The following is a 21,807-nucleotide window of genomic DNA, read 5'->3' as shown; positions in this document are numbered from 1 at the left end:
GGCTCCCCTGACACCAGCACGGCCACGGCACGCGGCCGGAACCTCCGGCCGCACCTGCACTTCTCTATCACTCCGAGGCATCCGGCTCGCGATCCCACACGCGCGGCCCGGCCGGTCGACCGCGGACGCGGCTCACTCCGGGAGCCACCTCCGCCGGCGAACGGCGAGCGGAAGGATGCCCAACACACCCATAACGAGCGGGGGTTCTACGGGAAGCGGCCCAACCGCCACCGAATCCGGCGCAGTTCCGTCAGCCCGCGCGAGAGAGGAGAGTGAACTCGGCTCATCGAGTTGATGCATGCGGTCCAGCGGCCAGGTGATCGCGAACGCGCGGCCGACCACGCCGCTGAGCGGGATGGTCCCCTGGCCCGGATTCCCCATGTGGAAACGGGAGTCGGCGGAGACGTCCCGGTGGTCGCCCATGACCCAGAGCCGCCCCGGCGGCACCTTCACCTTGAACGGCTGCCGGGACGGCGGGTTGCCCGCCGCCAGGTAGGGCTCGCTCACCGGCCGGCCGTTGACGCTCAACCGGCCCTGGGCGTCGCAGCACTCGACGGTGTCCCCGCCGACACCGATGACCCGCTTGATCAGATCCTGCTCGTCATTGGACGGCAGCAGCCCGACGAAGGTGAGGACCTGCTTGGCCGCCCCCAGCACCGGGCCGTCGTCCGAGGCCTTGTGGTCCTGCTCCAGCCAGCCGCCCGGGTCCTTGAACACCACCACGTCGCCGCGCTGCGGCTCACTGCCGAACCAGGGGGTCAACTTGTCCACGAGCACCCGGTCCCCGACCTGGATGGTCTGCTCCATCGAGCCCGAGGGGATCACGAACACCTGGATCAGGCAGGTCTTCAGCACCAGCGCCACCACCAGGGCGACCAGGATGATCAGCGGGAACTCGCGCAGCAGCGAGCGCCTGCGCCGACGTGCGGCGCGCCGGGCGCTGCGGCGGCGCTCGGCCCGGCCCCGGGCCGGCGGGGCGGTGTCGGGGCCGCCGGCTCCGGGCCCCGCATCCGTTCCGGCGTCCTCGGGCCCGGCACCTCCGGGGCGGTGCTCGGCCGGTTCCCCGGCCGGACGGTCGGCGACCCGTCCTCTACCTCTGGTCCCCATGACCACCCGTCCCCGCGATGGCGGCGAAGGCGGCCGGGCGGTCCAGGCTGGTCCAGCGGGAGAACGGGTAGACCACCCAGTCGGCCCGGCCGATCACCTTGTCCTCGGGCACGAAGCCGCCGCCGGGCTCTCCGAGGTGGTCGCGCGAGTCGCGGGAGGCGCTGCGGTGGTCGCCCATCACCCACAGTTCACCGGGGGGCACGACCACGTCGAAGGCCACGCTCGACGGGTCGTCGCCCGGGGCCAGGTAGGAGGTCTCGTCCAGCGGCACGCCGTTGACGGTCAGCGGGCGGCCCGGGCCGGTGCTGGTCACCCGGTCCCCGCCGACGCCGATGACGCGCTTCACGAAGACCGTGTCCCCCGCCGGGACGAGTCCGAGGTCCCGGCCCACCGAGCGCAGCTCGTCCCCGATCCCGGGCGGCTGCTCGGATTCCCGCAGGAAGGAGCCCGTACCGTCGAAGACCACGACGTCGCCCCGCTGGGGGTGGCCGCCGAAGGCGTAGGCGAGCTGGTTCGCGATCAGCCGGTCGCCGGGGCGGAGGCTGTCCTCCATCGACCCGGAGGGCACCGCGTACGGGCGCGCGACGAAGGCGTTCACCAGCAGCAGGGTGAGCAGGCAGATCCCCGCGAGCATCAGCAGGTCCCACGACCGCGACCGGCCCTGCTCCTCCTCGGCCTTCTCGGCCTCCTCGCCGCCTTCGGTGCTCTCGCCGCCCCCGGCGGCTTCGGCATCCTCACTGCCCTCGAAGCCCTCAGCGCCCTCGGAGCCCTCGAAGCCCCCGGCGGCTCCGGCACCCTCGGGTTCCGCGCCCCCGGTGCCGTCGCGGGAAACGACCGCGGACCGCGACAGCGGCTCCGCACCGGTGGGTGCGGGACTGCCGTCGCGGTCCGCGGGTGGCTCGTGCGTGCTCATCGGGGGCTGAGCTTACCTTGTGGTCGGCCCCGCCCCCTGAGCGCTCCGGTCCCCGGCCGGGCCGGGGGTCGAAGCTCAGTTGTCGCGCTTCTCCTTGATCTTCGCGGCCTTGCCGCGGAGGTCACGGAGGTAGTACAGCTTGGCGCGGCGAACGGCACCGCGGGTGACGACCTCGATCTTCTCGACGACCGGGGTGTGCACCGGGAAGGTGCGCTCCACGCCGACGTTGAAGCTGACCTTGCGGACGGTGAAGGTCTCACCGATACCGGCGCCGTGGCGGCGGATGACGACGCCCTGGAAGACCTGGACACGGGAGCGGTTGCCCTCGATGACCCGGACGTGGACCTTCAGGGTGTCACCGGCGCGGAAGGCCGGGATGTCGGTGCGCAGCGAGGCCGCGTCGACAGCAGCGAGCTTGTTGCTCATGATGCTCTCCATCGCAGGCGCCACGGGCCGCCCACGGAAGTTCGTCGCAATGGGGTCTGCTGCGGGCCGCATCGGCTGGCGGCGATCCCCCCGTGGCGGGGGCGCCGGTCCACGTAACTCCTACGGAAGGAGCCCAGCGACAGACAGCAGCGGCCTATTCTTCCACATCACCGGCCACGGACCGAAATCGGCCGAGCCGCTCGTCCCAGGCCAGACCGAGGGTGCTGAGCGCCTCGCGCTCCTTCTTGTCGAAGTCGCCGTGCTGCCAGCGCGCGACCAGGTCGGGCCGGTTGGCCAGGGTGCGGGCGAAGGCCTGCTCGCGCCGCCAGCGGGCGATCTTGCCGTGGTTGCCGCTGAGCAGCACCTCCGGCACCTCGCGGCCGCGCCACTCGGCGGGCTTGGTGTAGACCGGGCCCTCCAGCAGGTCGGCCATGGCGCCGGGCGCGAAGGAGTCGTCCCGGTGGGACTCGGCGTTGCCGAGCACGCCGGGCAGCAGCCGGGCGATCGCCTCGACCATGACCAGCACCGCGACCTCGCCGCCGGCCAGCACGTAGTCGCCGATCGAGGCCTCGACCACCGGCATCCGGGTGGCCGCCTCCTCGATCACCCGCCGGTCGATGCCCTCGTACCGGGCGGGGGTGAACGCGAGCCAGGGGCGCCCGGCCAGTTCCTGGGCCAGCTCCTGGGTGAACGGGCGCCCGCTCGGGGTGGGCACGACCAGGGTGGGCAGCTCGCCCTCCGGGCCGGCGGCGACCACCGCGTCCAGCGCCTCGCCCCACGGCTCGGGCTTCATCACCATGCCGGGGCCGCCGCCGTACGGGCTGTCGTCCACCGTGCGGTGCACGTCGTGCGTCCACGCGCGCAGGTCGTGGACGTGCACGTCCAGCTGGCCGCGGGCGCGGGCCTTGCCGACCAGCGAGATGTCCAGCGGTTCCAGGTACTCCGGGAAGATCGTGACGACGTCGATCCGCATCCCACTCTGGACGGCCGGGGCGGCCGCCTGCGGCGCTTCCGGGGAGGACTGCTCGGCGGTCACTCCGACTCCTCCGCACCCGCGTCGGGGCCCGCAGCCGCGTCGACGTCCGAATCCGCACCCGAGTCCGCGCCCGAGTCCGCGCCGGCCTCGTCGCGCGAGCCGGCGACCTCGGCCCGCTCCGGGTCGATCAGCCCGGCCGGCGGGGTGATCACGGCGCGCTGGTTCTCCAGGTCGATGGTCGGCACGATCTGGCTGACGAAGGGCACCAGCACCTCCGTCCCGTCCGCCTTCTTCACGGTGAGCAGGTCCTGGTACGGCAGATGGACGACCTCGGTCAGCTCGCCGACCGGGGTGCCGTCGAGCAGCACCACGTCCAGCCCGATCAGCTGGTGGTCGTAGTACTCCTCCGGGTCCTCGGGGCTCTCGTCGGGGTCGACCTCCGAGATGAGCAGGGTGCCGCGCAGCGCCTCCGCCGCGTTGCGGTCCTTGACGCCGGCGAAGCGCAGCAGCAGCCGGCCGCTGTGCACCCGACCGGACTCGACGGTCAGCGGTCCGACGGACGCCGGGTCGGTCAGCACGACGGCGCCCGGGCCGAGCCGGAGCTCCGGCTCGTCGGTGCGGACCTCGACGCTGACGTCCCCCCTGATGCCGTGGGCACGGCCGATCCTGCCGACGACGAGCTGCACGGTGATCGTTCTCCTGGAGTTCCTGTACCGATTCGGAAAGCGCGCCGGCGCCCGACGCACCGGGATGCGAAAAAGGCCGACCGGGACGACATGCGTCCCGGTCGGCCTCAAGCCCCTGACGGCTGCACGAGCAGCTACGTCAGCGAATGTTGTCCACGTCGACCAGGTCGACCCGGACGTTGCGACCGCCGAGGGCGCCGACCACGGTGCGCAGAGCGCGCGCCGTGCGGCCGCCCCGGCCGATCACCTTGCCGAGGTCATCGGGGTGCACCCGCACCTCGATGGTGTTGCCCCGACGCAGGTTGCGCGAGCGCACCTGCACCTCGTCGGGGTGCTCGACGATGCCCTTCACCAGGTGGTCGAGGGCGTCCTCGATCACGATCAGGCCTCGACGGCGGCGTCGGCCTCGGCCTCGGCCTTGTCCGACTTCTTGGCCTTCGGGGTGATGGCGACACCGGTGGTGGCGTCCTCGAAGCCGGCGACGGCCTTCGCGAACAGGTGCGAGAAGTCCTCGACCTTGGGCTCGGCGACGAGCAGCGGGGCCGGAGCCGGCAGGCCCTTGAACTTCTGCCAGTCACCGGTCAGCTTGAGGATGGCGAGCACCGGCTCGGTCGGCTGGGCGCCGACGGACAGCCAGTACTGGGCGCGGTCGCTGTCGACCTCGATCTTCGAGGGGTTGTAGGTCGGCTGGTAGATGCCGATCTCCTCGATCGCGCGACCGTCACGCTTGGTGCGGGCGTCGGCGACGACGATGCGGTAGTGCGGGGAGCGAATCTTGCCGAGACGCTTGAGCTTGATCTTGACTGCCACGGGAGTGGATTCTCCTGGTGTTGACGTGGGTGAGCGACCGCGCCATCCGCGTGGGGTTGCGGGGCGGGGCGTTCAAGGGACACGCCAGCCGTAGGAGAGAGGGGTCCTGCTCGGCTGCCGAGTACTCAGCTGTCCATTCTGCCATACCGGCGCGAACCGCCTTCACCCGGCCGTCACGCCTCCGGCGTGCGGACCCCTGTGCTGCCGGCCGTCCGGGGCTCGACCGGGAGCCCCCGCTCCCGGTCCAGCCCTTGGAGACCCACCGTCCGACCGCTCGGCCCGCCGACTGCCCGCACAGTCGTCGACCGTTCTCCGGTTCCCCCCGGTTTCGAGCGGTCCCGGCCCGGTTACGCGATCTTGAACGGCTGCTGGCACGCACCGCAGACGATGGACGCCTGCGCGAGCACCGACGGCACGACGCGGACGTTGCGCCCGCAGCCGCACACCGCCTTGACCCGGACGCCGCCCCCGGAGGAGCCGTGCCGGGCGGCCGGACCGCGGAAGGCCCGCGTCCCGCCCTCGCCGGCCACCGCCTCCTGGTGCGCGCCGAGGGCGCGGTCCAGGCGTTCGATGGTCTCCGCGTACCGCTCCTGGGTCTCCTTGAGCATGGTCACCTGGGAGAAGCCGCTGCTGGCGTGCGGTTCGACCGGGTGCGCCAGGCCGAGCTCGGAGGCGAGCATCAGGAAGCGCCGGTTGTGGTAGCGGCCGGCCCGCGAGGTGTCCCGGATGTCCCGGGCCGCGGCCAGACCGTGGGCAGCCTCGTGGAGGAGCCGCTCGAAACCGAGCCGCGTGCCACAGGCCGAGGAGGACTCGCCGATCAGGGCCTCGGGCGAGGCCAGGTCGGGGAGGTCCTGGTGGTAGGCCTGGATGTCACTCCAGGCGGCGGCCAGTTCGGCCGCGAGAACGAGGGGCTGTGTCGTGCTCACGCTAGACCAACGATGGAGTGCGAGCCGATGTTCCGCATGTTCCCGTTCTCCGGGAATTCCCAGGGAACTCCCAGGAATGCAAGGCCGCGCGCGAATTGCGCGTTCCGGATCTGACGCAAGACCAACCCCCTGCCGGTTTCGGCGCGTCGCGAGGTCGACGTGCCTGGTGAATTCCGTCCTGGGGCGGGCTGTCGCCGACAGGACGTACGACCCGTGAGCCCCGCCGAGTTGACAGGGCCACGGGCCGTACACCGTACCGCTATTCCGTTAATGCCGGGAGTTGACCGGCCAGTAGCAATCCGGGCCGCCGGTGCGGTCGGGAAGAGTTACCGATTTCTTACCCGAACGCAATTCCGGGCAAATGTCGCCCGAGCCGGTCGACAACCTCACCCGATCGGCCGCGGAACACGATCCCGTACGCCCGATCGGCCCACCCGTTCGGTGCGGCCGGCCGTGCGCGATCAGTACGCGCGCGCGACGATCGCGACGTTGCCGTCCTGGTCGTCGGACGCCGGCACCGAGCCGTCCGCCGCGACGATGCAGCGCACCGTGACGCCCTGCTCGGCCAGCTTGGCCTCGCCCTCCGCGCCGAGGTCGGCCCAGGCGATCCGGCCCCAGCCGGTGGCGGCGGCCTCGACGGCCTCGTCGAGGGTCTTGACGTCCACCGTACGGGCCTCGCGGCGCTCGCGGGACTGGCGCAGCAGCAGCGCCTGGTCCTCCTCCAGGACGCCCGGCAGCAGCGCGGCCAGCGCGTCGATGGCGACCGGCTCCTTGCCGCCCGGGATGCGGCGAGCCAGCATCGCGGTGCCGTTCTCCAGGTCGCGCGGGCCGACCTCGATGCGCAGCGGAACGCCCTTGAGCTCCCAGTCGACGGCGCGGCGGCCGAACGGGGTGTCGGTGCGGTCGTCGACCACGACCCGGACGCCGGCGGCCTCCAGCTGGGCGCCGATCTCGCGGACCTTGGCGATGACGGCATCGTCGCCCTTGATCGCGAGTACGACGGCCTGGACGGCGGCCAGACGCGGGGGCACCCGCAGGCCGTTGTCGTCGCCGTGGGACATGATCAGGCCGCCGACCATACGGGTCGAGACGCCCCAGGAGGTCTGCCAGACGTGCTCGCGCTCGGCGCCCTGCAGCTGGTAGGTGGTGTTGAACGCCTTGGCGAAGTTCTGGCCCAGCTCGTGGCTGGTGCCCAGCTGCAGCGCCTTGCCGTCGCCCATCATGCCTTCGAGCGTGAGGGTGTTGATGGCGCCGGCGAAGCGCTCCTTGGCGGTCTTGCGGCCGAGCACGACGTCGATGCCGAGCACGTTGGTCATGAAGTCGCCGTAGACGTCGGTGTGGATCATCGACGCGTACGCGCGGGCGTCCTCGTAGGTGGCGTGGGCGGTGTGGCCCTCCTGCCAGAGGAACTCGGTGGTGCGCAGGAAGACGCGCGGGCGCAGCTCCCAGCGGACCACGTTGGCCCACTGGTTGATCAGCAGCGGCAGGTCGCGGTGGCTCTGCACCCACTTGGAGAAGTACTCGTTGATGATCGTCTCGGAGGTGGGCCGGACGACGACCGGCTCCTCCAGCTGCTTGCCGCCGCCGTGGGTGACCACCGCGAGCTCGGGCGCGAAGCCCTCGACGTGCTCGGCTTCCTTGGTCAGGTAGGACTGCGGGATGAACATCGGGAAGTAGGCGTTCTGCGCGCCGGCCTTCTTGATCCGCGCGTCCATCTCCTGCTGCATCCGCTCCCACAGGCCGTAGCCGTACGGTCGGATGACCATGGTGCCGCGCACCGGACCGTTGTCGGCCAGCTCGGCCTTGTTGATGAGGTCCTGGTACCAGCGCGGGAAGTCTTCCGCCTGGGGGGTGAGAACGGGTGCCTTAGCCATGGGCGGAATGGTACGGGGGGCGGCCGCCCGACTTCGAATCGGTTCACACCCGCGGCTGCGGATCACCGCCCGCAGGGGGCGCACGACCGCGACGCGCGCGCACCACCCCGCACCCCTCTGGACGCCGGGCCCGACCCGCTGTTCGCTGGAGTGGGGCGGGACTTTGGGGGAGCCGTAGCAGCACACCGAAGGACCGGATGGGAGGCCGCGATGGCTTCAGCTCGGGCGACCGGCAGGACCGGCACGAGCGGCACGGCCGTACGACCGACAGGCGCCCGCCAGACGGGCGCACGACCAGCGGACGCGCGCTCGGCGGACGCACGCCCGCACCACCCGCTGCCGGGGGCCGCAGGGCCCGCGCGGGCGCGCGACTGGGCGGAGATCCAGGAGCGCATGCTGGTGCCGCTCTACGAGGCCGTCCACGACCGTCTGGAGGTCGGCCCGGCGACCAGCGTGCTGGGGCTGGGCTGCCGCTCCGGGCTGGCGCTGCTGCTGGCGGCCGGGCGCGGCGCCCAGGTGGCCGGGCAGGAGCCGCTGGACGAGCTGCGCGAGCTGGCCCGCGGCCGCCGGCTGCGGGTGTGCGCCGGGTCCCGTCCGACCGCCGCCGTCCCCCGCTCGGCCCATTCGCTGGTGACGGTTTTCGAGCAGCTGCCGGGCTCGGCCGATCCCGGCGCGGTGGTCGCCGAGGCGGCCGGGCTGACGCTGCCGGGCGGGCACGTGGTGCTGGCCGTCTGGGGCCCGCCGGAGCGCTGCGAGAGCGCGCCGGTGCTGGACGTGGCGCGCCGGCTGGCGGGCCGGACCACCGCGCGCGACCCGTTCGAGCTGAGCGTGCCCGGCGCGCTGGAGGACCTGCTCGCGCCGGCCGGCCTGCGCCCGGACGGCAGCGGACGGGTGAGCTGCCCGTTCGCCTACCCGGACGTCGACAGCGCGGTGCGCGGCCTGCTCTCCACCGGGCTGTTCGAGGCGGCCGAGGAGTTCTCCGGCGCCTCGCTGGTCGCCAAGGAGCTGGAGGAGGCGCTGCAGCCGTACCTGTGCCCAGACGGCTCGGTGCGGATGGAGAACGTGTTCCGCTACCTGGTCGCCGAGCGCCCGCGCTGAGCGGGAACGAGGGGCCGGGGGTGCCCGCCGCGGCGGCGGGCCCCCCCGGCCCCTGGCCCGTCCCCGGACGGGCCCGGCGGCTCACGCCTCCTCGGCGCCCTCCCGGGGGACCCCGGCCGCCCGGTAGGCCTGTGCCTCGTCCAGCGTCTCCGCCTCCAGCAGCGCCGCCGCGAGCGCGTCCAGCCGGTGCCGCTGCTCGGTCAGCAGCCGCACCGCCTCGTCGTAGCACTCGGCGACGATCCGGCGGGCCTCCTCGTCCACCGCGTCCAGCGTGGTCGGCGCGGCCGACAGCCCGTACGCGCCCTGCGGGTCGCTGGGCACGGCGGTGAGCCGGCCGACCCGCTCGCTCATCCCCCAACGCCCGGCCATCCCGCGGGCGATGTTGGTGACCTGCTCCAGGTCGCTCTCGGCGCCGGTGGTGATCACGCCGTAGACCACCTGCTCGGCCGCCATCCCGCCGAGCGCGCCGATGATCCGGCCGCGCAGGTAGGGCTCGGTGTACGAGTAGCGGTCGTTCTCCGGGGTCGAGAGGGTGACGCCGAGGGCGCGGCCGCGCGGCACGATGGTGATCTTGCGGACCGGGTCGGCGCCGGGCTGGAGCATGCCCAGCAGGGCGTGCCCGCTCTCGTGGTACGCCGTCCGCTCGCGCTCCTCCTGCGGCATCACCAGCGGCCGGACGGCGCCGAGTTGGACCTTCTCCAGGGCGTCCGAGAGGTCCCGCTCGTTGACCGCGTCCTGCTGCCGCTTGACGGCCAGCAGGGCGGCCTCGTTGACCAGGTTGGCGAGTTCGGCGCCGGTCATCCCGGGGGTGACCTTGGCCAGCTGGGTGAGGTCGGTGTCGCCGGCCAGCGGGACGGTCCGGGTGTGGATGCGCAGGATCGCGGCGCGGCCGTCCCGGTCGGGCGGGCTGACGGTGATCCGCCGGTCGAAGCGGCCGGGGCGCAGCAGCGCCGGGTCGAGCACGTCGGCGCGGTTGGTGGCGGCGATCACGATGACGCCCTCGGAGCCGCTGAAGCCGTCCATCTCGGTGAGGATCTGGTTGAGCGTCTGCTCGCGCTCGTCGTGCCCGCCCATGCCGCCGCCGGCGCCGCGCTGGCGGCCGATGGTGTCGATCTCGTCGATGAAGATGATCGCCGGGGCGACCTTGCGGGCCTCGGCGAACAGTTCGCGGACCCGGCTGGCGCCGACGCCGACGATCATCTCGATGAACTCGGAGGCGGAGGCGGAGAAGAACGGCACGTCCGCCTCGCCGGCCACGGCCCGGGCGAGCAGCGTCTTGCCGGTGCCGGGCGGGCCGCTCAGCAGCACGCCGCGCGGCATCTTGGCGCCGAGCTTGCGGTACCGGTCGGGGTTCTTCAAGTAGTCGACGACCTCGGTGAGTTCGGCCTCGACCTCGTCGATGCCGGCCACGTCGGCGAAGGTGGTGCGCTTGCCCTGCTCGGCGGTGACCGGCTTGGGCGGGGCCTTGCGGCCGAGCGGTCCGCCGCCCAGTCCGCCGGCCATCCGGCGGGCGAGCAGCACCCAGATGAAGACCAGCAGCAGCATCGGGGCGAGCGAGAGCAGCAGGTTGGTGAGGAAGCTGCGCTGCTGGACCGGCGAGGTCGCGGTCACCTCGACGCCCTGCTGCTGCAGGGTGCCCCACAGGTTGTCGCCCGCGAAGGAGGGCCGCTGGGTGTCGAACTCGGTGTACTCCCCCTTGCCGCCGTCCGGTTTGGGCTGGGCGCTCTTCAGCGTGCCCTCGATCGCGTCGCCCTTGGCGTAGATCTTCGTGATGTTGCCCTTGTTCAACTGGTTGTTGAACTCGGTGTAGGAGATCGTGGTGGCGCCCTCGTTGCCGAAGAACGACAGCAGCAGGTCGGAGATCAGGAACACCACGAGGGCGGTGAGGACGAGACCCGTCCAGCCGCCGGGCATCCGGCGGCGGGGCGGCGGCGGGGGCGGGGCACCCTCGGACCGCCAGGGCTGGTCGGGGGTCTGGCGCGGCGGCACTGGTTCGGTCACCCACCGGACGATACGGACAGGTGCTCGGACGAGCCAACCGCAACGCCGCGCCCCTGACCTCGCCGACGACGGCTAGCCGGCGGAGCCCGGCCACTCCTCGGCGGTCAGCGCGAAGCGCTCGTGGTCGCGCCAGTCGTCCTGCAGGTAGAGCATCCGCGGGGTGAAGCCCTCGTGCCGGAAGCCCAGCCGCTTGGCCATCGCGATCGAACGCTCGTTCTCCGGCTGCACGTTGATCTCCAGCCGGTGCAGGCCCAGCCCGCCGGCCGCGGCCGAGGCGAAGCAGCGGTCCAGGACCAGCCGCAGGCCCTCGGTCATCCGCCCGGTGCCGGCGAACGGCAGGTAGGCGTCGTAGCCGAGCGTGGCGTTGCAGAAACGGCCCATCACGATGTTGGCGACGTTCACCTTGCCGACCATCCCGCCGGACTCCCGGTCGAAGATCAGGAAGGTCCGCAGGCCCGGCCCCTGGCGCTTCAGCAGGTCCGGCAGGCCGTCCGGCTCGACCGGGTTCCACCGCCCGATGTGGTCGGCGGAGCGGCGGACCGCATCGGCGTACGGCACCCTGTCCTCGGGCCTCGGGGCCCTGATCATCACTCGCACGGCAACATCATCGGACATGCGCGCGGCCCGCCGCCCGGAATACCGGGCAACGGGCCGCGCGATCGCGGGGGCGAGGACTACAGCAGGTCCTTGAACTCCTTGGGCAGCTCGAAGTCGGCCGGGCCCTTGCCCGCGCCGAGCCCGAACGCGCCGCCGTCGGCCGGGGCCTGGCCGGCGCCCGGGCCGAGCGCCCGGCGCTCGGCGGCCGCGGCCTCCTCCTGCGCGCGCTTCAGCGGGTTGCCGCTCTTGCGCTTGCCCTTGGCCTGCGGGGCCTTCTTGCCGGACTTCTTCGCGCCGCCGCCCATGCCCGGGATGCCCGGCATGCCGGGGATGCCCTTGCCGGAGGCCATCGCGGACATCATCTTGCGGGCCTCGAAGAACCGCTCGATCAGGTTCTTCACCTCGCCGACCTGGACGCCCGAGCCCTTGGCGATGCGGGCCCGGCGGGAGCCGTTGACCAGCTCCGGCTCGGCGCGCTCGGCGGGGGTCATCGACTTGATGATCGCGCCGACCCGGTTGACGTCCTTGTCGTCGATGTTGTTGATCTGCTCGCGGATCTGGCCCATGCCGGGCAGCATGCCGAGCAGCTTGGAGATCGAGCCCATCTTCTGGACCTGCTCCAGCTGCGACAGGAAGTCGTCCAGCGTGAACTGCTTCGGGCCGCCGCGCAGCTTGGCGGCGATCTTCTCGGCCTCGGCCTGCGAGAAGGTCTGCTCGGCCTTCTCGATCAGCGAGAGGACGTCACCCATGCCGAGGATGCGCGAGGCCATCCGGTCCGGGTGGAAGGCGTCGAAGTCGTCGACCTTCTCGCCGTTGGAGGCGAACATGATCTGCCGGCCGGTGACGTGCGCGACCGACAGGGCGGCACCGCCGCGGGCGTCGCCGTCGAGCTTGGAGAGCACGACACCGGTGAAGTCGACGCCGTCGAGGAAGGCCTGCGCGGTGGTGACCGCGTCCTGGCCGACCATCGCGTCGACGACGAACAGGACCTCGTCCGGGTTGACGGCGGCGCGGATGTCCGCGGCCTGCTGCATCAGTTCGGCGTCGATGCCGAGGCGGCCGGCGGTGTCGACGATGACGACGTCGTACTGCTTCTGCTTGGCGTACTCGATCGAGTCCCGGGCGACCTGCACCGGGTCGCCGACGCCGTTGCCCGGCTGCGGGCCGTAGAACGCCACGCCGGACCGCTCGGCCATCACCTGCAGCTGGGTGACGGCGTTCGGGCGCTGGAGGTCGCAGGCGACCAGCAGCGGGGTGTGCTTCTGGTTCTTCAGCCAGTGGCCGAGCTTGCCCGCGAGGGTGGTCTTACCGGCACCCTGCAGACCGGCGAGCATGATGACCGTCGGGCCGTTCTTGGCGAACCGCACCCGGCGGGTCTCGCCGCCGAGGATCGCGATGAGCTCCTCGTTGACGATCTTGATGATCTGCTGCGCGGGGTTCAGCGCGCCCGAGACCTCGACGCCGAGCGCCCGCTCCTTGACCTGCTTGATGAAGGCCCGGACCACCGGCAGCGCGACGTCCGCCTCCAGCAGCGCGATGCGGATCTCGCGGGCGGTGGCGTCGATGTCCGCCTCGCTCAGGCGGCCCTTGCCCCGGAGGTTCTTGAACGTCGCTGCGAGGCGATCGGAAAGGGTGTCGAACACGTCGGCGCGGGTCCTCTGCGGCATCGGTATCGGTACGGTCGTCGCCCACAAGGGTATCCGGCCGCCCCGGCAACGGTCTCCACCCCTGCGCAACCCGGCCGGACGCGGCCGTTCAGCCCAGCGCCGCCCGGACCGCCGCCGCCACCTCCCCGGCCCGCTGGGCGGCGAGCGGGCGGCCCGCCGGGTCGGTCAGGTAGAAGGAGTCGACGGCCTCCGCGCCGAGCGTGGAGACGTGCGCGGTGCGCACCCGCACGCCCGCTCCGTCGAGCGCCCGGCCGATCCGGTGCAGCAGCCCGGGGGCGTCGTGCGCGCGCACCTCCAGCACGGTCGCGGTCGCCGAGGCCATCGCGGGCGCCACCACGACCAGCGGCGGCGGGGTGGGGATGCCCTTGCGGCGCGGGGCGGCGGCGTCCCGCTCGGCGAGGCGCCGGGCGACGTCCAGCGAGCCGTCCAGCGCCCGGCGCAGGTCGGCCCGCAGCCGGGCGGCCTCCGGCAGCTCGCCGAACTCGGCGGCCACCCGCCAGGCGAGCAGCAGCACCGGTCCGGCGCCGATCGGGTCCAGCTCGCGCAGGCTCGCCGAGCGGACGGTCAGCCGGTGCAGCGCGAGCACCCCGGCGACGGTGCCGAGCAGCCCCGGCCGGTCCGGGACGGCCAGGCTCAGCTCGACGCCCATCGGCTCGACGCCCATCGGTCCGGCACCCGACGGCTCGGTGCCCTCGGCCCCGGCCCGGAGCTCCGGCGCCCGCGGCGCCTGGGCCCGCAGCGCGAGCGCCGGCCCGCCGGTGCGGGCGGCCTCGACGGCCAGCCGCTCCTGCTCGGCGGTGGGCGCGGCCTCGACGACCGGGCTGCCGGCCCCGGCCAGCCGGTCGGCGACCCGGGCCACCAGGCCGTCGACCAGCGAGGCCCGCCAGCCGCTCCACGCGGCCGGGCCGGTGGCCAGCGCGTCGGCCTCGGTGAGCGCGTGCAGCAGCTCCAGTTCGGGCAGCGTGCCGATCACCTTGGTGATCGCCTCCACGGTGGCCGGGTCGTCCGGGTCGCGCCGGGTCGCGGTGTCGACCAGGGTCAGGTGCCGGCGGACCAGCACCGCCAGGGTCTGCACGTCCTCCGGCGGGAAGCCCATCCGGGCGGCGAGGTCGCGGACGATCACCTCGCCGGCCTCGCTGTGGTCGCCGGGCCAGCCCTTGCCGATGTCGTGCAGCAGCGCGGCGACCAGCAGCAGGTCGGGCCGGGCCACCCGGCGGGTCATCGCGGCGGCCCGCGCCGCCGTCTCGACCAGGTGCCGGTCCACCGTCCAGCGGTGCACCGCGTTGCGCTGCGGGCGGCAGCGGACCCGCTCCCAGTCCGGCAGCAGCCGGGTGACCAGCCCCTCCGCCTCCAGCGCCTCCCACACCGGGACGGCCGCCTCTCCCGCGCCGAGCAGGGTGACCAGCTGCTCGCGCGCCTCGTCCGGCCAGGGCACCGGCAGCGGGCGGCACTCGGCGGCCAGCCGGCGCACCGTCGCGTCCGAGACGGTCAGCCCGTTCTGGGCGGCCGCCGCCGCGGCGCGCAGCGGCAGCACCGGGTCGGCGGCCGGGCGGGCGCCCTGGGCGAGCACCGCCTCGCCGTCCTGCTCGACCACGCCCTCGGCGAGCGGTCTGCGCTGGACGGCGCCGCGGGCCACCGCGCCGGTGCCGCGGCCGGCGCCGGTGAACGGGATGGCCAGCCGGCCCACCCGGCGGCCCCGGCCGGAGCGGGCGGCCAGTATCCGGTCGACGGCCCGCCAGGTGACGTCGCTCGCGTAGGCGACGGTGCGGGCGGCCTCGTAGACCTGGCGCAGCAGGGTGTCGGCGTCCAGCACGCCGAGCCGCTCGGCGACCTGGTCCTGGTCCTGGAGGCTGAGCCGGTCGGTGGCCCGGCCGGTGGCCAGGTGCAGCGCGTCCCGGACGTCGGCCAGGCGCAGCGCGGCGGCGTCCAGGCCGTCCCGGGGCGCGTCGGCGAGCCAGGTGGCGGCGATCGCGTCGAGCGCGACCAGGTCGCGCAGGCCGCCGCGGGCCTCCTTGAGGTCGGGCTCCAGCAGGAAGGACAGCTCGCCGTGCCGCTCGGCCCGCTCCCGGCCCAGCTCGCGCAGCTCGGGCAGGCGGGCGGGGGCGCTCGCGCGCCAGTCGGTGAGGACGGTGGAGCGCAGCGCGGCGGTGAGCGACCGGTCCCCGGCGAGGTGGCGGGCGTCCAGCAGGCCGAGCTGGGCCTTGAGGTCGGCGGCGGCGACGGCACGGGCCTCGGCGACGGTGCGCACCGAGTGGTCGAGCTTGGCGCCGGAGTCCCAGACCGGGTACCAGATCCGCTCGGGCAGCTCGCGGGCGATCGGGCCGTCGTGCAGCAGCAGGACGTCGAGGTCGCTGCGCGGGGACAGTTCGCCGCGCCCGTAGCCGCCGACCGCGACCAGGGCGACGCCGGAGGCGGGGGGGCCGGCGGCGGCGAGCAGTCCGGCCAGCCAGTCGTCGGTGAGCCCGGCGAGCGCGGTGCGGCGCGGGCGTCCCGCCGGGCCGGGGCCGTCGAGCAGCGCGGTCCGGGCGGCGGGGTAGCCGTGCGGGGCGGAAGGACTGCTGGGGGTGGTCATGCGCGTGGGTCCCGTCCGTCGTGCCGGGGCTTGTGGGGCAAGCCCGAGGGGGAAACGCCACCGGCGGGCCCGCTCCCCCGAAGGGGTGACGGGCCCGCCCGGGCCTTGCGACTAGAGCGCGTCGGGACCGCGTTCGCCGGTGCGGACCCGGACGGCGGTGTCGACCGGGATGCTCCAGACCTTGCCGTCGCCGATCTTGCCGGTCCTGGCGGCCTTGACCAGGACCTCGATCAGGTCGTCGGCGTCCTCGTCCTCGACCAGGACCTCGATCCGGACCTTCGGGACGAGGTCGACGGTGTACTCGGCGCCCCGGTAGACCTCGGTGTGGCCGCGCTGGCGGCCGTAGCCGCTGGCCTCGGTGACGGTCAGGCCGTGGACTCCGAAAGCCTGCAGGGCGGCCTTCACCTCGTCCAGGCGGTAGGGCTTGATCACGGCGGTGATGAGCTTCATCAGGCGTCGACCTCGGTCTTCTCGGCGGGCTTCACGGCGGTCCTCTCGGCGGCGGCACCGGTCAGGCCGGTCACGGCCCGGGCCAGTCCGGCACCCACGGCGCTGAAATCGTAGGCGGATTCGGCGTGTTCGGCCTGGTCGATGCCGGCCACCTCGACCTCCTCGGAGACCCGGAAGCCGACCGTCTTGTCGACCGCCTTGGCCAGCAGCCAGGAGACGACGAAGGAGTACGCGGCGACCACGGCCACGCCCATCGCCTGCTTGCCGAGCTGGCCGAGCCCGCCGCCGTAGAACAGGCCCTTGGCGGTCTGGCCGACCCCGCCGGTGGCGAACAGGCCGATCAGCAGCGAGCCGATCGCACCGCCGACCGCGTGCACGCCGACCACGTCGAGCGAGTCGTCGAAGCCCCAGCGGTACTTGAGCGAGACGGCGGCGGCGCAGACGGCGCCCGCGATCAGGCCGATCGCCACCGCGCCGAGCGGGCTGACCGAGCCGCAGGCCGGGGTGATCGCGACCAGGCCGGCGACCGCGCCGGAGGCGGCGCCCAGCGTGGTGAACGAGCCGTGCTTGAGCTTCTCGAAGGCCAGCCAGCCGATCAGGGCCGCGCCGGTGGCGACCTGGGTGTTGACGAAGGCCATCGCGGCGACGCCGTTGGCGGCCAGCGCCGAGCCGGCGTTGAAGCCGAACCAGCCGAACCACAGCAGGCCGGAGCCGAGCATCACCAGCGGCAGGCTGTGCGGGCGCATCGGGTCCTTCTTGAAACCGACCCGCTTGCCCAGCACCAGGCAGAGCGCGAGGCCCGCGACGCCGGCGTTGATGTGCACGGCCGTCCCGCCGGCGAAGTCGATCACGCCGTTGCGGTCGCCCAGCCAGCCGCCGTTGCCGTTGTCGGTGAAGAACACCCAGTGCGCGACGGGGAAGTAGACGATGCTCACCCAGAGCGCGATGAACAGGCCCCAGGCGGCGAACTTGGCCCGGTCCGCGATGGCGCCGCTGATCAGCGCCGGGGTGATGATCGCGAACATCAGCTGGAACATCGCGAAGGCGGTGACCGGGATGGTCCCGTTGAGGTCGTTCAGCCCGATGCCGCGCATCCCGAGGAAGTCCAGGTTGCCGATCAGGCCGGCGAATGAGTCGGGCCCGAAGCTGAGCGAGTACCCGTAGAGGACCCAGAGCACGGTGACGATGCCGAGCGAGAGGAAGCTCATCGCCAGCATGTTCAAGGTGCTCTTGGCCCTGACCATGCCCCCGTAGAAGAAGGCCAGGCCCGGGGTCATCACCATGACCAGGGCCGCACTGATGAGCACGAAGGCGGTGTCGCCCGCGCTGAAGCCGTCCGGCATCGGCGTCTCCTCTGCGTGAAAACCGATCCACACCCGGGTCCTGTCCCGTGCTACCCGGGGTGTCGGCGATGAGGAGGAGCGTGCCGAAGGCTGGTTTCGGCTGGTGCGGCCGGTTGTTTCGCGGCCGTGAAGCGTGCGACGCACGGGTTACGGCCGCGTGAACGCGGACGTGGCGCCCGGCCGGAGCGGCTACTGTTCGGCCGCACCGCCCGGCGGGCGCACGGAAGGCCACCGACCGTGACGGCGGCCGGTGGCCTTCCCGACGGTGGGGCCGGGCTCAGACCACGGAGACGTACTCGGGGATGTCCTGGACGACGCGCTCCTTGAGCCGCGACACCGCGTCCACGCCCCTGAACCGGTCGGCCGCGGCCTCGGTGGTCTTGCGGACCCGCGAGTTCAGCCGCTCCGAGCGCACCTTGGTGGCGATCTCGACGGCCTGCTCGGCCATCACCACGGCCTGCTCGGCCTCCTTCTGCAGCAGGTGCACGCTGGCCATGCCGATCAGGTTGAAGGCGTACGAGCGCACGTGGTCGTCGTCCTGCCGGAACAGGTCGACGGCACGCTCCATCACCGGCGCGGACAGCGAGGCGTACAGCTCGGAGTTGTCCGAGTGGTACGCGAGGTCGCGGAAGGAGTGCGCGTTCTCCGCGTTCAGCTCGGCCGGCGAGAAGAACTTCAGCCAGTCCGGCTCCCCGTCCCCCTCCCGGATGTCGGTGAAGGTGTCCTCGGACAGCCGGATCGCCCGGGCGCAGCGGTTCACCTCGCCGATGGTGGCGTAGGCGCGCGCCTCCATCGCGTACAGCAGGGACTGCTGGCGCGGGGTGGCGGTGTCGCGGCTGCCGTACTGGGCCAGGTGGATCAGCTCCAGGGCGTCCTCGCCCCGGTTGAGGTGGATCATCTGGCGGCTCATGTCGGTGAGGATCAGCGCGCCGAACGGGCGGTCGCCGGCCTCCTTGGCCGCGTGCAGGGCGAGCACGTAGTACTTCTGCGCGCTGGGGTGCATGCCGACGTCGTAGGACATCCACCCGGCCAGGTGGGCGAGCTCGGCGGTGAGCCGGAACAGCCGCTTGGTGGTCAGCTCCGGGTACGTCTCCTGGAGCAGGTCGGTGACCTCGTGCAGCTGGCCGACGACGGCCTTGCGGCGCAGGCCGCCGCCGTTCTGCGCGTCCCACTGGCGGAACATGACCGTGGTCTGCTCCAGCAGTTCCAGCTCGGGCTCGGAGAGCCGGCCGGTGAACGGCTCGCCGCCGTTGGCCGCGGTGAGGATCGGGGTGGGGACGCCGGTCGGGCCGGGGGCCAGCCAGCGCTGCATCGGCTCGATCAGGGCGGCGCCGGCGGTCAGCGCGAGCGAGGTGCCGAGGAAGCCGCGGCGGTTGAGCATCAGGTCGCTGCGGGAGTAGTCGCTGATCAGCTGGACGGTCTGCGGACCGCTCCACGGCAGGTCGACGCCGCCGCCCACGGTGGACACCGGGATCGCGGCGCGCAGCCCGAGGTCCTCGATCGAGACGACCGAGCCGAAGCGCTCCGAGAACAGCTCCGACATGATCTTCGGGATCGGCTCGCGCGGCTGCTCGCCGTCCAGCCAGCGGCGCACCCGGGAGGTGTCGGTGGACACGTGGTGGGCGCCGATCTGCCGGGCCCGGCGGTTGACCTGGCGGGCCAACTCCCCCTTGGACCAACCGCTGCGGGCGAACCACGTGGTCAGCTTCTCGTTGGGTTGCTTCTCTGCCATGGGAACGTCCCCATCCCGCCCGGCCCCTGCGGGGCCCCCGATCGTGACCGCCCGACGGTTGCGGGCTCTTGCCAGACGTGCCGTGCCTGTGGTGGATAGCGCTTCTTCGCACTGGTGTGCCATCCTCGCGGACGGTCCGTCAGAACCCCAACTCCCGTGCCCCGTGGGGCCGGAGTCGACGCTGAGAGAACACCCGCACGCTGAACGTAACGCCCGGCGCGGCACCGACGGGAGCGGCCCTGGCGAAACGCCACCTTTCGCCACCCCCGGGAGTGAACCGAAGCGAAGGGGCACACGCTTGACTGGGAGTTCCGAGCGGTCCGGCATATGCGGGCCGCCAAGTCCTCCGGTGCACCCCGGCAGCTCCGATCAGACCCGGCAATCCACCGCAGCCACAGGCGAGTTCACCGACCACTCGGGTCGGCGACCGACTCGCGCACCCGACGATCCGGCATCCGCGCCGCCCCCACAAGGCGGCGCCCGAGGCACACCACCGCAACAGGCGCACGCCGCGTGGCGCGCGCCGCCGCCGCACCACGCACCACGCAACGGACAATCAACACACAGTCACCATCCCGTAACCACCGGCAACGAGAACCTGTTGGGGGAGGCATGGACAACCTGTTCGGCGAACTTCGGCTGGGGCACCTGCGCCTGGCACCGCTGGGCGTGCGCCGCCGCACCAAGGTCACCGCGTCCCAGGCCGCCGCGGAGTACACCGGCCGCTGGGGCTGGGCCGTCGCCACCGGCGAGCCGGCCGCGGGCGCCACCGCCCCGACCCGCTGTCCCTGCGGCGCCGCCCGCTGCGCCGCCCCCGGCCTGCACCCCGTCCCGGGCACCGAGGGCCGGGCCCGCACCACCGGCGCCGAGTGCTCGGTGCTGTTCCCCACCGGCCGCGCCTTCGACGTCCTCGACGTCCCCGAGCAGGCCGGCCTGCAGGCGCTGGTCCGGCTGGAGCGGATGGGCACCCAGGTCGGCCCGGTGCTGGCCTCCCCCGCCGGCCGGCTGCAGTTCCTGGTCGCCGCCGGCACCGCCCGCCGGCTGCCCGACCTGCTGTACCGGATGGGCTGGGACGACGCCGCCCTCGACCTCACCTGCCACGGCGAGGGCAGCTACGTCGCCGCCCCGCCCACCGTCCTCGGCGGCCTCGGCCCGGTCCGCTGGCTGCGCCGCCCCACCCGGGACAACGCCGGCTGCCCGCCCGAGGCCCGGCTGCTGCTGGGCACCCTCGCCTACGCCTGCCACCGCAGCCGCGAGCGCACCGCCGAGCCGGCCTGGATCGCCTCGTGACCAGCCTCGCGACCCGCCCGCTCGCCTCCGGCGCGGCAGTGTCCTGAAACGCCGAAGGGCCCGCCCCCCGGGGAGCGGACCCTTCGAGCGACGGGGAGCCTCAGTCCCCGATCAGCGCGTCCACGAACGCACCCGGCTCGAACGGCGCCAGGTCGTCCGCGCCCTCGCCCAGGCCGACCAGCTTGACCGGCACGCCCAGCTCGCGCTGGACCGCGATCACGATGCCGCCCTTGGCGGTGCCGTCCAGCTTGGTCAGCACGATGCCGGTGATGTCGACCACCTCGGCGAACACCCGGGCCTGGATCAGCCCGTTCTGGCCGGTGGTGGCGTCCAGCACCAGCAGCACCTCGTCCACCGGTCCGTGCTTCTCGACGACCCGCTTGACCTTGCCCAGCTCGTCCATCAGGCCGGTCTTGGTGTGCAGTCGGCCGGCGGTGTCGATCAGCACGGTGTCCGCGCCCTCGGCGATGCCCTCCTTGACCGCGTCGAACGCGATCGACGCCGGGTCGCCGCCCTCCGGACCTCGGACGGTCCGGGCGCCGACCCGCTCGCCCCAGGTCTGCAGCTGGTCGGCGGCGGCGGCACGGAAGGTGTCGGCCGCGCCGAGCACCACCGTGCGGCCGTCCGCGACCAGGACGCGGGCCAGCTTGCCGGTGGTGGTGGTCTTGCCGACGCCGTTGACGCCGACGACCAGGACCACCGCCGGGCCCTCCTCGTGCTTGGTGGAGTGGACGGTGCGGTCGGCGTCCGTGCCGACCAGCGCGACCAGCTCCTCGCGCAGCAGGCCGCGCAGCCCGTCCGGCGTCCGGGTGCCGAGCACCTTGACCCGGGTGCGCAGCCGCTCGACCAGCTCCTGGGTCGGGGCGACGCCGACGTCGGCGGTGAGCAGGGTCTCCTCGATCTCCTCCCAGGTGTCCTCGTCGAGGTGCTCGCGGGAGAGCAGCGAGAGCAGGCCCTTGCCGAGCGAGTTCTGCGAACGGGAGAGCCGGGAGCGCAGCCGGACGAGCCGGCCGGCGGTGGGCTCGGGGACCTCGACGGCGGGAGCGGCCTCGGCCTCCTCGGGGGCCTCGACCTCGACGGCCTCGGGCGCCGGGAGCTCGACCTCCTCGACGGTGCGGCGGGGCTCCTCGCGCGGCGGCGCGGCCTCCTCGCCGACCTGCGGCTCCCGGGTCTCGGCCGGGGTGGTCCCGGGCGCCGTGATGACCGGCGCCTGCGACTTCGGGGGCAGTTGCTGGCGTCGTCTGCCGGAAACGACGAGGCCGGCGATCGCACCGATGGCGACCACGGCGATGACTACGGCAAGGATCACGTATTCCATAACGCCAACCAGTATCCGTGA

General features: G+C 73.3%; 19 protein-coding genes. 2 read left to right on the top strand and 17 right to left on the bottom strand.

All coding sequences use genetic code 11. The annotated features are described in order from the left end of the window. Window positions 1-132: 132 nt before the first annotated feature. The 9 genes from lepB (ACPC54_RS32440) to proS form a co-directional block, all read right to left on the bottom strand. On the bottom strand, window positions 133-1,107 hold the full coding sequence (gene lepB / locus ACPC54_RS32440; RefSeq protein WP_498969974.1) for a signal peptidase I: 975 nt from the start codon (window positions 1,105-1,107) through the stop codon (window positions 133-135). Continuing rightward, window positions 1,091-2,020, bottom strand: coding sequence for a signal peptidase I (gene lepB / locus ACPC54_RS32435; RefSeq protein WP_498969972.1), 930 nt, complete (start codon window positions 2,018-2,020; stop codon window positions 1,091-1,093). The genes lepB (ACPC54_RS32440) and lepB (ACPC54_RS32435) overlap by 17 nt, the downstream gene beginning before the upstream one ends. Before the next feature lie 75 nt (window positions 2,021-2,095). Continuing rightward, window positions 2,096-2,446, bottom strand: a complete 351-nt coding sequence (gene rplS / locus ACPC54_RS32430) for a 50S ribosomal protein L19 (protein WP_498969971.1) — start codon at window positions 2,444-2,446, stop codon at window positions 2,096-2,098. A 154-nt stretch (window positions 2,447-2,600) separates the two neighbouring features. Next, window positions 2,601-3,419: a tRNA (guanosine(37)-N1)-methyltransferase TrmD gene (gene trmD / locus ACPC54_RS32425; RefSeq protein ID WP_498970005.1), complete on the bottom strand. Its 819-nt coding sequence runs from the start codon at window positions 3,417-3,419 to the stop codon at window positions 2,601-2,603. A 59-nt stretch (window positions 3,420-3,478) separates the two neighbouring features. After that, window positions 3,479-4,108, bottom strand: a complete 630-nt coding sequence (gene rimM / locus ACPC54_RS32420) for a ribosome maturation factor RimM (RefSeq protein WP_498969970.1) — start codon at window positions 4,106-4,108, stop codon at window positions 3,479-3,481. 139 nt (window positions 4,109-4,247) lie between these two features. After that, the gene (locus tag ACPC54_RS32415; protein WP_030056773.1) at window positions 4,248-4,487 is read right to left on the bottom strand and encodes an RNA-binding protein; all 240 of its coding nucleotides are present in this window, start codon (window positions 4,485-4,487) and stop codon (window positions 4,248-4,250) included. A 2-nt stretch (window positions 4,488-4,489) separates the two neighbouring features. Beyond that, a complete protein-coding gene (rpsP, locus tag ACPC54_RS32410; protein WP_380453371.1) occupies window positions 4,490-4,918 on the bottom strand; it encodes a 30S ribosomal protein S16 in 429 nt (142 codons plus the stop codon). Between the two features lie 347 nt (window positions 4,919-5,265). Further along, window positions 5,266-5,844 (bottom strand): hypothetical protein, encoded by a 579-nt coding sequence (locus tag ACPC54_RS32405; RefSeq protein WP_498969969.1) that lies wholly within the window; start codon window positions 5,842-5,844, stop codon window positions 5,266-5,268. A gap of 461 nt (window positions 5,845-6,305) precedes the next feature. After that, the gene (gene proS, locus ACPC54_RS32400; RefSeq protein ID WP_498969967.1) at window positions 6,306-7,718 is read right to left on the bottom strand and encodes a proline--tRNA ligase; all 1,413 of its coding nucleotides are present in this window, start codon (window positions 7,716-7,718) and stop codon (window positions 6,306-6,308) included. A 210-nt stretch (window positions 7,719-7,928) separates the two neighbouring features. Here proS and ACPC54_RS32395 point away from each other — a divergent pair, with 210 nt between their 5' ends. Then, window positions 7,929-8,816: a class I SAM-dependent methyltransferase gene (locus tag ACPC54_RS32395; RefSeq protein ID WP_498969966.1), complete on the top strand. Its 888-nt coding sequence runs from the start codon at window positions 7,929-7,931 to the stop codon at window positions 8,814-8,816. 81 nt (window positions 8,817-8,897) lie between these two features. Here ACPC54_RS32395 and ftsH read toward each other — a convergent pair whose 3' ends face one another. From ftsH to nsdA, 7 genes are all read right to left on the bottom strand, one after another. Continuing rightward, window positions 8,898-10,817: an ATP-dependent zinc metalloprotease FtsH gene (ftsH, locus tag ACPC54_RS32390; RefSeq protein ID WP_498969965.1), complete on the bottom strand. Its 1,920-nt coding sequence runs from the start codon at window positions 10,815-10,817 to the stop codon at window positions 8,898-8,900. Window positions 10,818-10,889: 72 nt separating this feature from the next. Then, a complete protein-coding gene (locus ACPC54_RS32385; protein WP_498969963.1) occupies window positions 10,890-11,432 on the bottom strand; it encodes a GNAT family N-acetyltransferase in 543 nt (180 codons plus the stop codon). A 59-nt stretch (window positions 11,433-11,491) separates the two neighbouring features. Then, window positions 11,492-13,057, bottom strand: a complete 1,566-nt coding sequence (gene ffh, locus ACPC54_RS32380) for a signal recognition particle protein (RefSeq protein WP_498970003.1) — start codon at window positions 13,055-13,057, stop codon at window positions 11,492-11,494. A gap of 112 nt (window positions 13,058-13,169) precedes the next feature. Next, on the bottom strand, window positions 13,170-15,653 hold the full coding sequence (locus ACPC54_RS32375) for a [protein-PII] uridylyltransferase (RefSeq protein ID WP_498969961.1): 2,484 nt from the start codon (window positions 15,651-15,653) through the stop codon (window positions 13,170-13,172). A 111-nt stretch (window positions 15,654-15,764) separates the two neighbouring features. After that, on the bottom strand, window positions 15,765-16,103 hold the full coding sequence (locus tag ACPC54_RS32370; protein ID WP_097236101.1) for a P-II family nitrogen regulator: 339 nt from the start codon (window positions 16,101-16,103) through the stop codon (window positions 15,765-15,767). Continuing rightward, the gene (locus ACPC54_RS32365; protein ID WP_498969960.1) at window positions 16,103-17,446 is read right to left on the bottom strand and encodes an ammonium transporter; all 1,344 of its coding nucleotides are present in this window, start codon (window positions 17,444-17,446) and stop codon (window positions 16,103-16,105) included. The genes ACPC54_RS32370 and ACPC54_RS32365 overlap by 1 nt, the downstream gene beginning before the upstream one ends. A 277-nt stretch (window positions 17,447-17,723) precedes the next feature. Then, complete coding sequence (gene nsdA / locus ACPC54_RS32360; RefSeq protein WP_498969958.1) at window positions 17,724-19,178, bottom strand: transcriptional repressor NsdA; 1,455 nt, start codon at window positions 19,176-19,178, stop codon at window positions 17,724-17,726. Window positions 19,179-19,790: 612 nt separating this feature from the next. Between nsdA and ACPC54_RS32355 the strand changes: the two genes are divergently transcribed. Continuing rightward, entirely contained in the window at window positions 19,791-20,468 is a 678-nt protein-coding gene (locus ACPC54_RS32355) for a bifunctional DNA primase/polymerase (protein WP_498969957.1), read from the top strand. Between the two features lie 100 nt (window positions 20,469-20,568). Here the strand turns inward: ACPC54_RS32355 and ftsY are convergent, their stop codons facing one another. Beyond that, entirely contained in the window at window positions 20,569-21,786 is a 1,218-nt protein-coding gene (gene ftsY, locus ACPC54_RS32350) for a signal recognition particle-docking protein FtsY (protein WP_498969955.1), read from the bottom strand. Window positions 21,787-21,807: the final 21 nt, after the last annotated feature.

The organism is Kitasatospora sp. NPDC094028 (genome assembly GCF_049543595.1).
In the GTDB taxonomy this organism is placed as follows: Bacteria; Actinomycetota; Actinomycetes; order Streptomycetales; family Streptomycetaceae; genus Kitasatospora.
This window is presented reverse-complemented; position numbering and strand designations above follow the sequence as displayed.

What these genes read in the sequence shown, in the direction of transcription:
- trmD (WP_498970005.1), bottom strand. Translation starts at nt 3,419, where the DNA reads ATGCGGATCGACGTCGTCACGATCTTCCCGGAGTACCTGGAACCGCTG.
- proS (WP_498969967.1), bottom strand. Translation starts at nt 7,718, where the DNA reads ATGGCTAAGGCACCCGTTCTCACCCCCCAGGCGGAAGACTTCCCGCGC.
- ACPC54_RS32355 (WP_498969957.1), top strand. Translation starts at nt 19,791, where the DNA reads ATGGACAACCTGTTCGGCGAACTTCGGCTGGGGCACCTGCGCCTGGCA.
- lepB (WP_498969974.1), bottom strand. Translation starts at nt 1,107, where the DNA reads ATGGGGACCAGAGGTAGAGGACGGGTCGCCGACCGTCCGGCCGGGGAA.
- ACPC54_RS32370 (WP_097236101.1), bottom strand. Translation starts at nt 16,103, where the DNA reads ATGAAGCTCATCACCGCCGTGATCAAGCCCTACCGCCTGGACGAGGTG.
- ACPC54_RS32395 (WP_498969966.1), top strand. Translation starts at nt 7,929, where the DNA reads ATGGCTTCAGCTCGGGCGACCGGCAGGACCGGCACGAGCGGCACGGCC.
- ACPC54_RS32365 (WP_498969960.1), bottom strand. Translation starts at nt 17,446, where the DNA reads ATGCCGGACGGCTTCAGCGCGGGCGACACCGCCTTCGTGCTCATCAGT.
- lepB (WP_498969972.1), bottom strand. Translation starts at nt 2,020, where the DNA reads ATGAGCACGCACGAGCCACCCGCGGACCGCGACGGCAGTCCCGCACCC.
- nsdA (WP_498969958.1), bottom strand. Translation starts at nt 19,178, where the DNA reads ATGGCAGAGAAGCAACCCAACGAGAAGCTGACCACGTGGTTCGCCCGC.
- rplS (WP_498969971.1), bottom strand. Translation starts at nt 2,446, where the DNA reads ATGAGCAACAAGCTCGCTGCTGTCGACGCGGCCTCGCTGCGCACCGAC.
- ACPC54_RS32385 (WP_498969963.1), bottom strand. Translation starts at nt 11,432, where the DNA reads ATGTCCGATGATGTTGCCGTGCGAGTGATGATCAGGGCCCCGAGGCCC.
- ACPC54_RS32375 (WP_498969961.1), bottom strand. Translation starts at nt 15,653, where the DNA reads ATGACCACCCCCAGCAGTCCTTCCGCCCCGCACGGCTACCCCGCCGCC.
- ftsY (WP_498969955.1), bottom strand. Translation starts at nt 21,786, where the DNA reads ATGGAATACGTGATCCTTGCCGTAGTCATCGCCGTGGTCGCCATCGGT.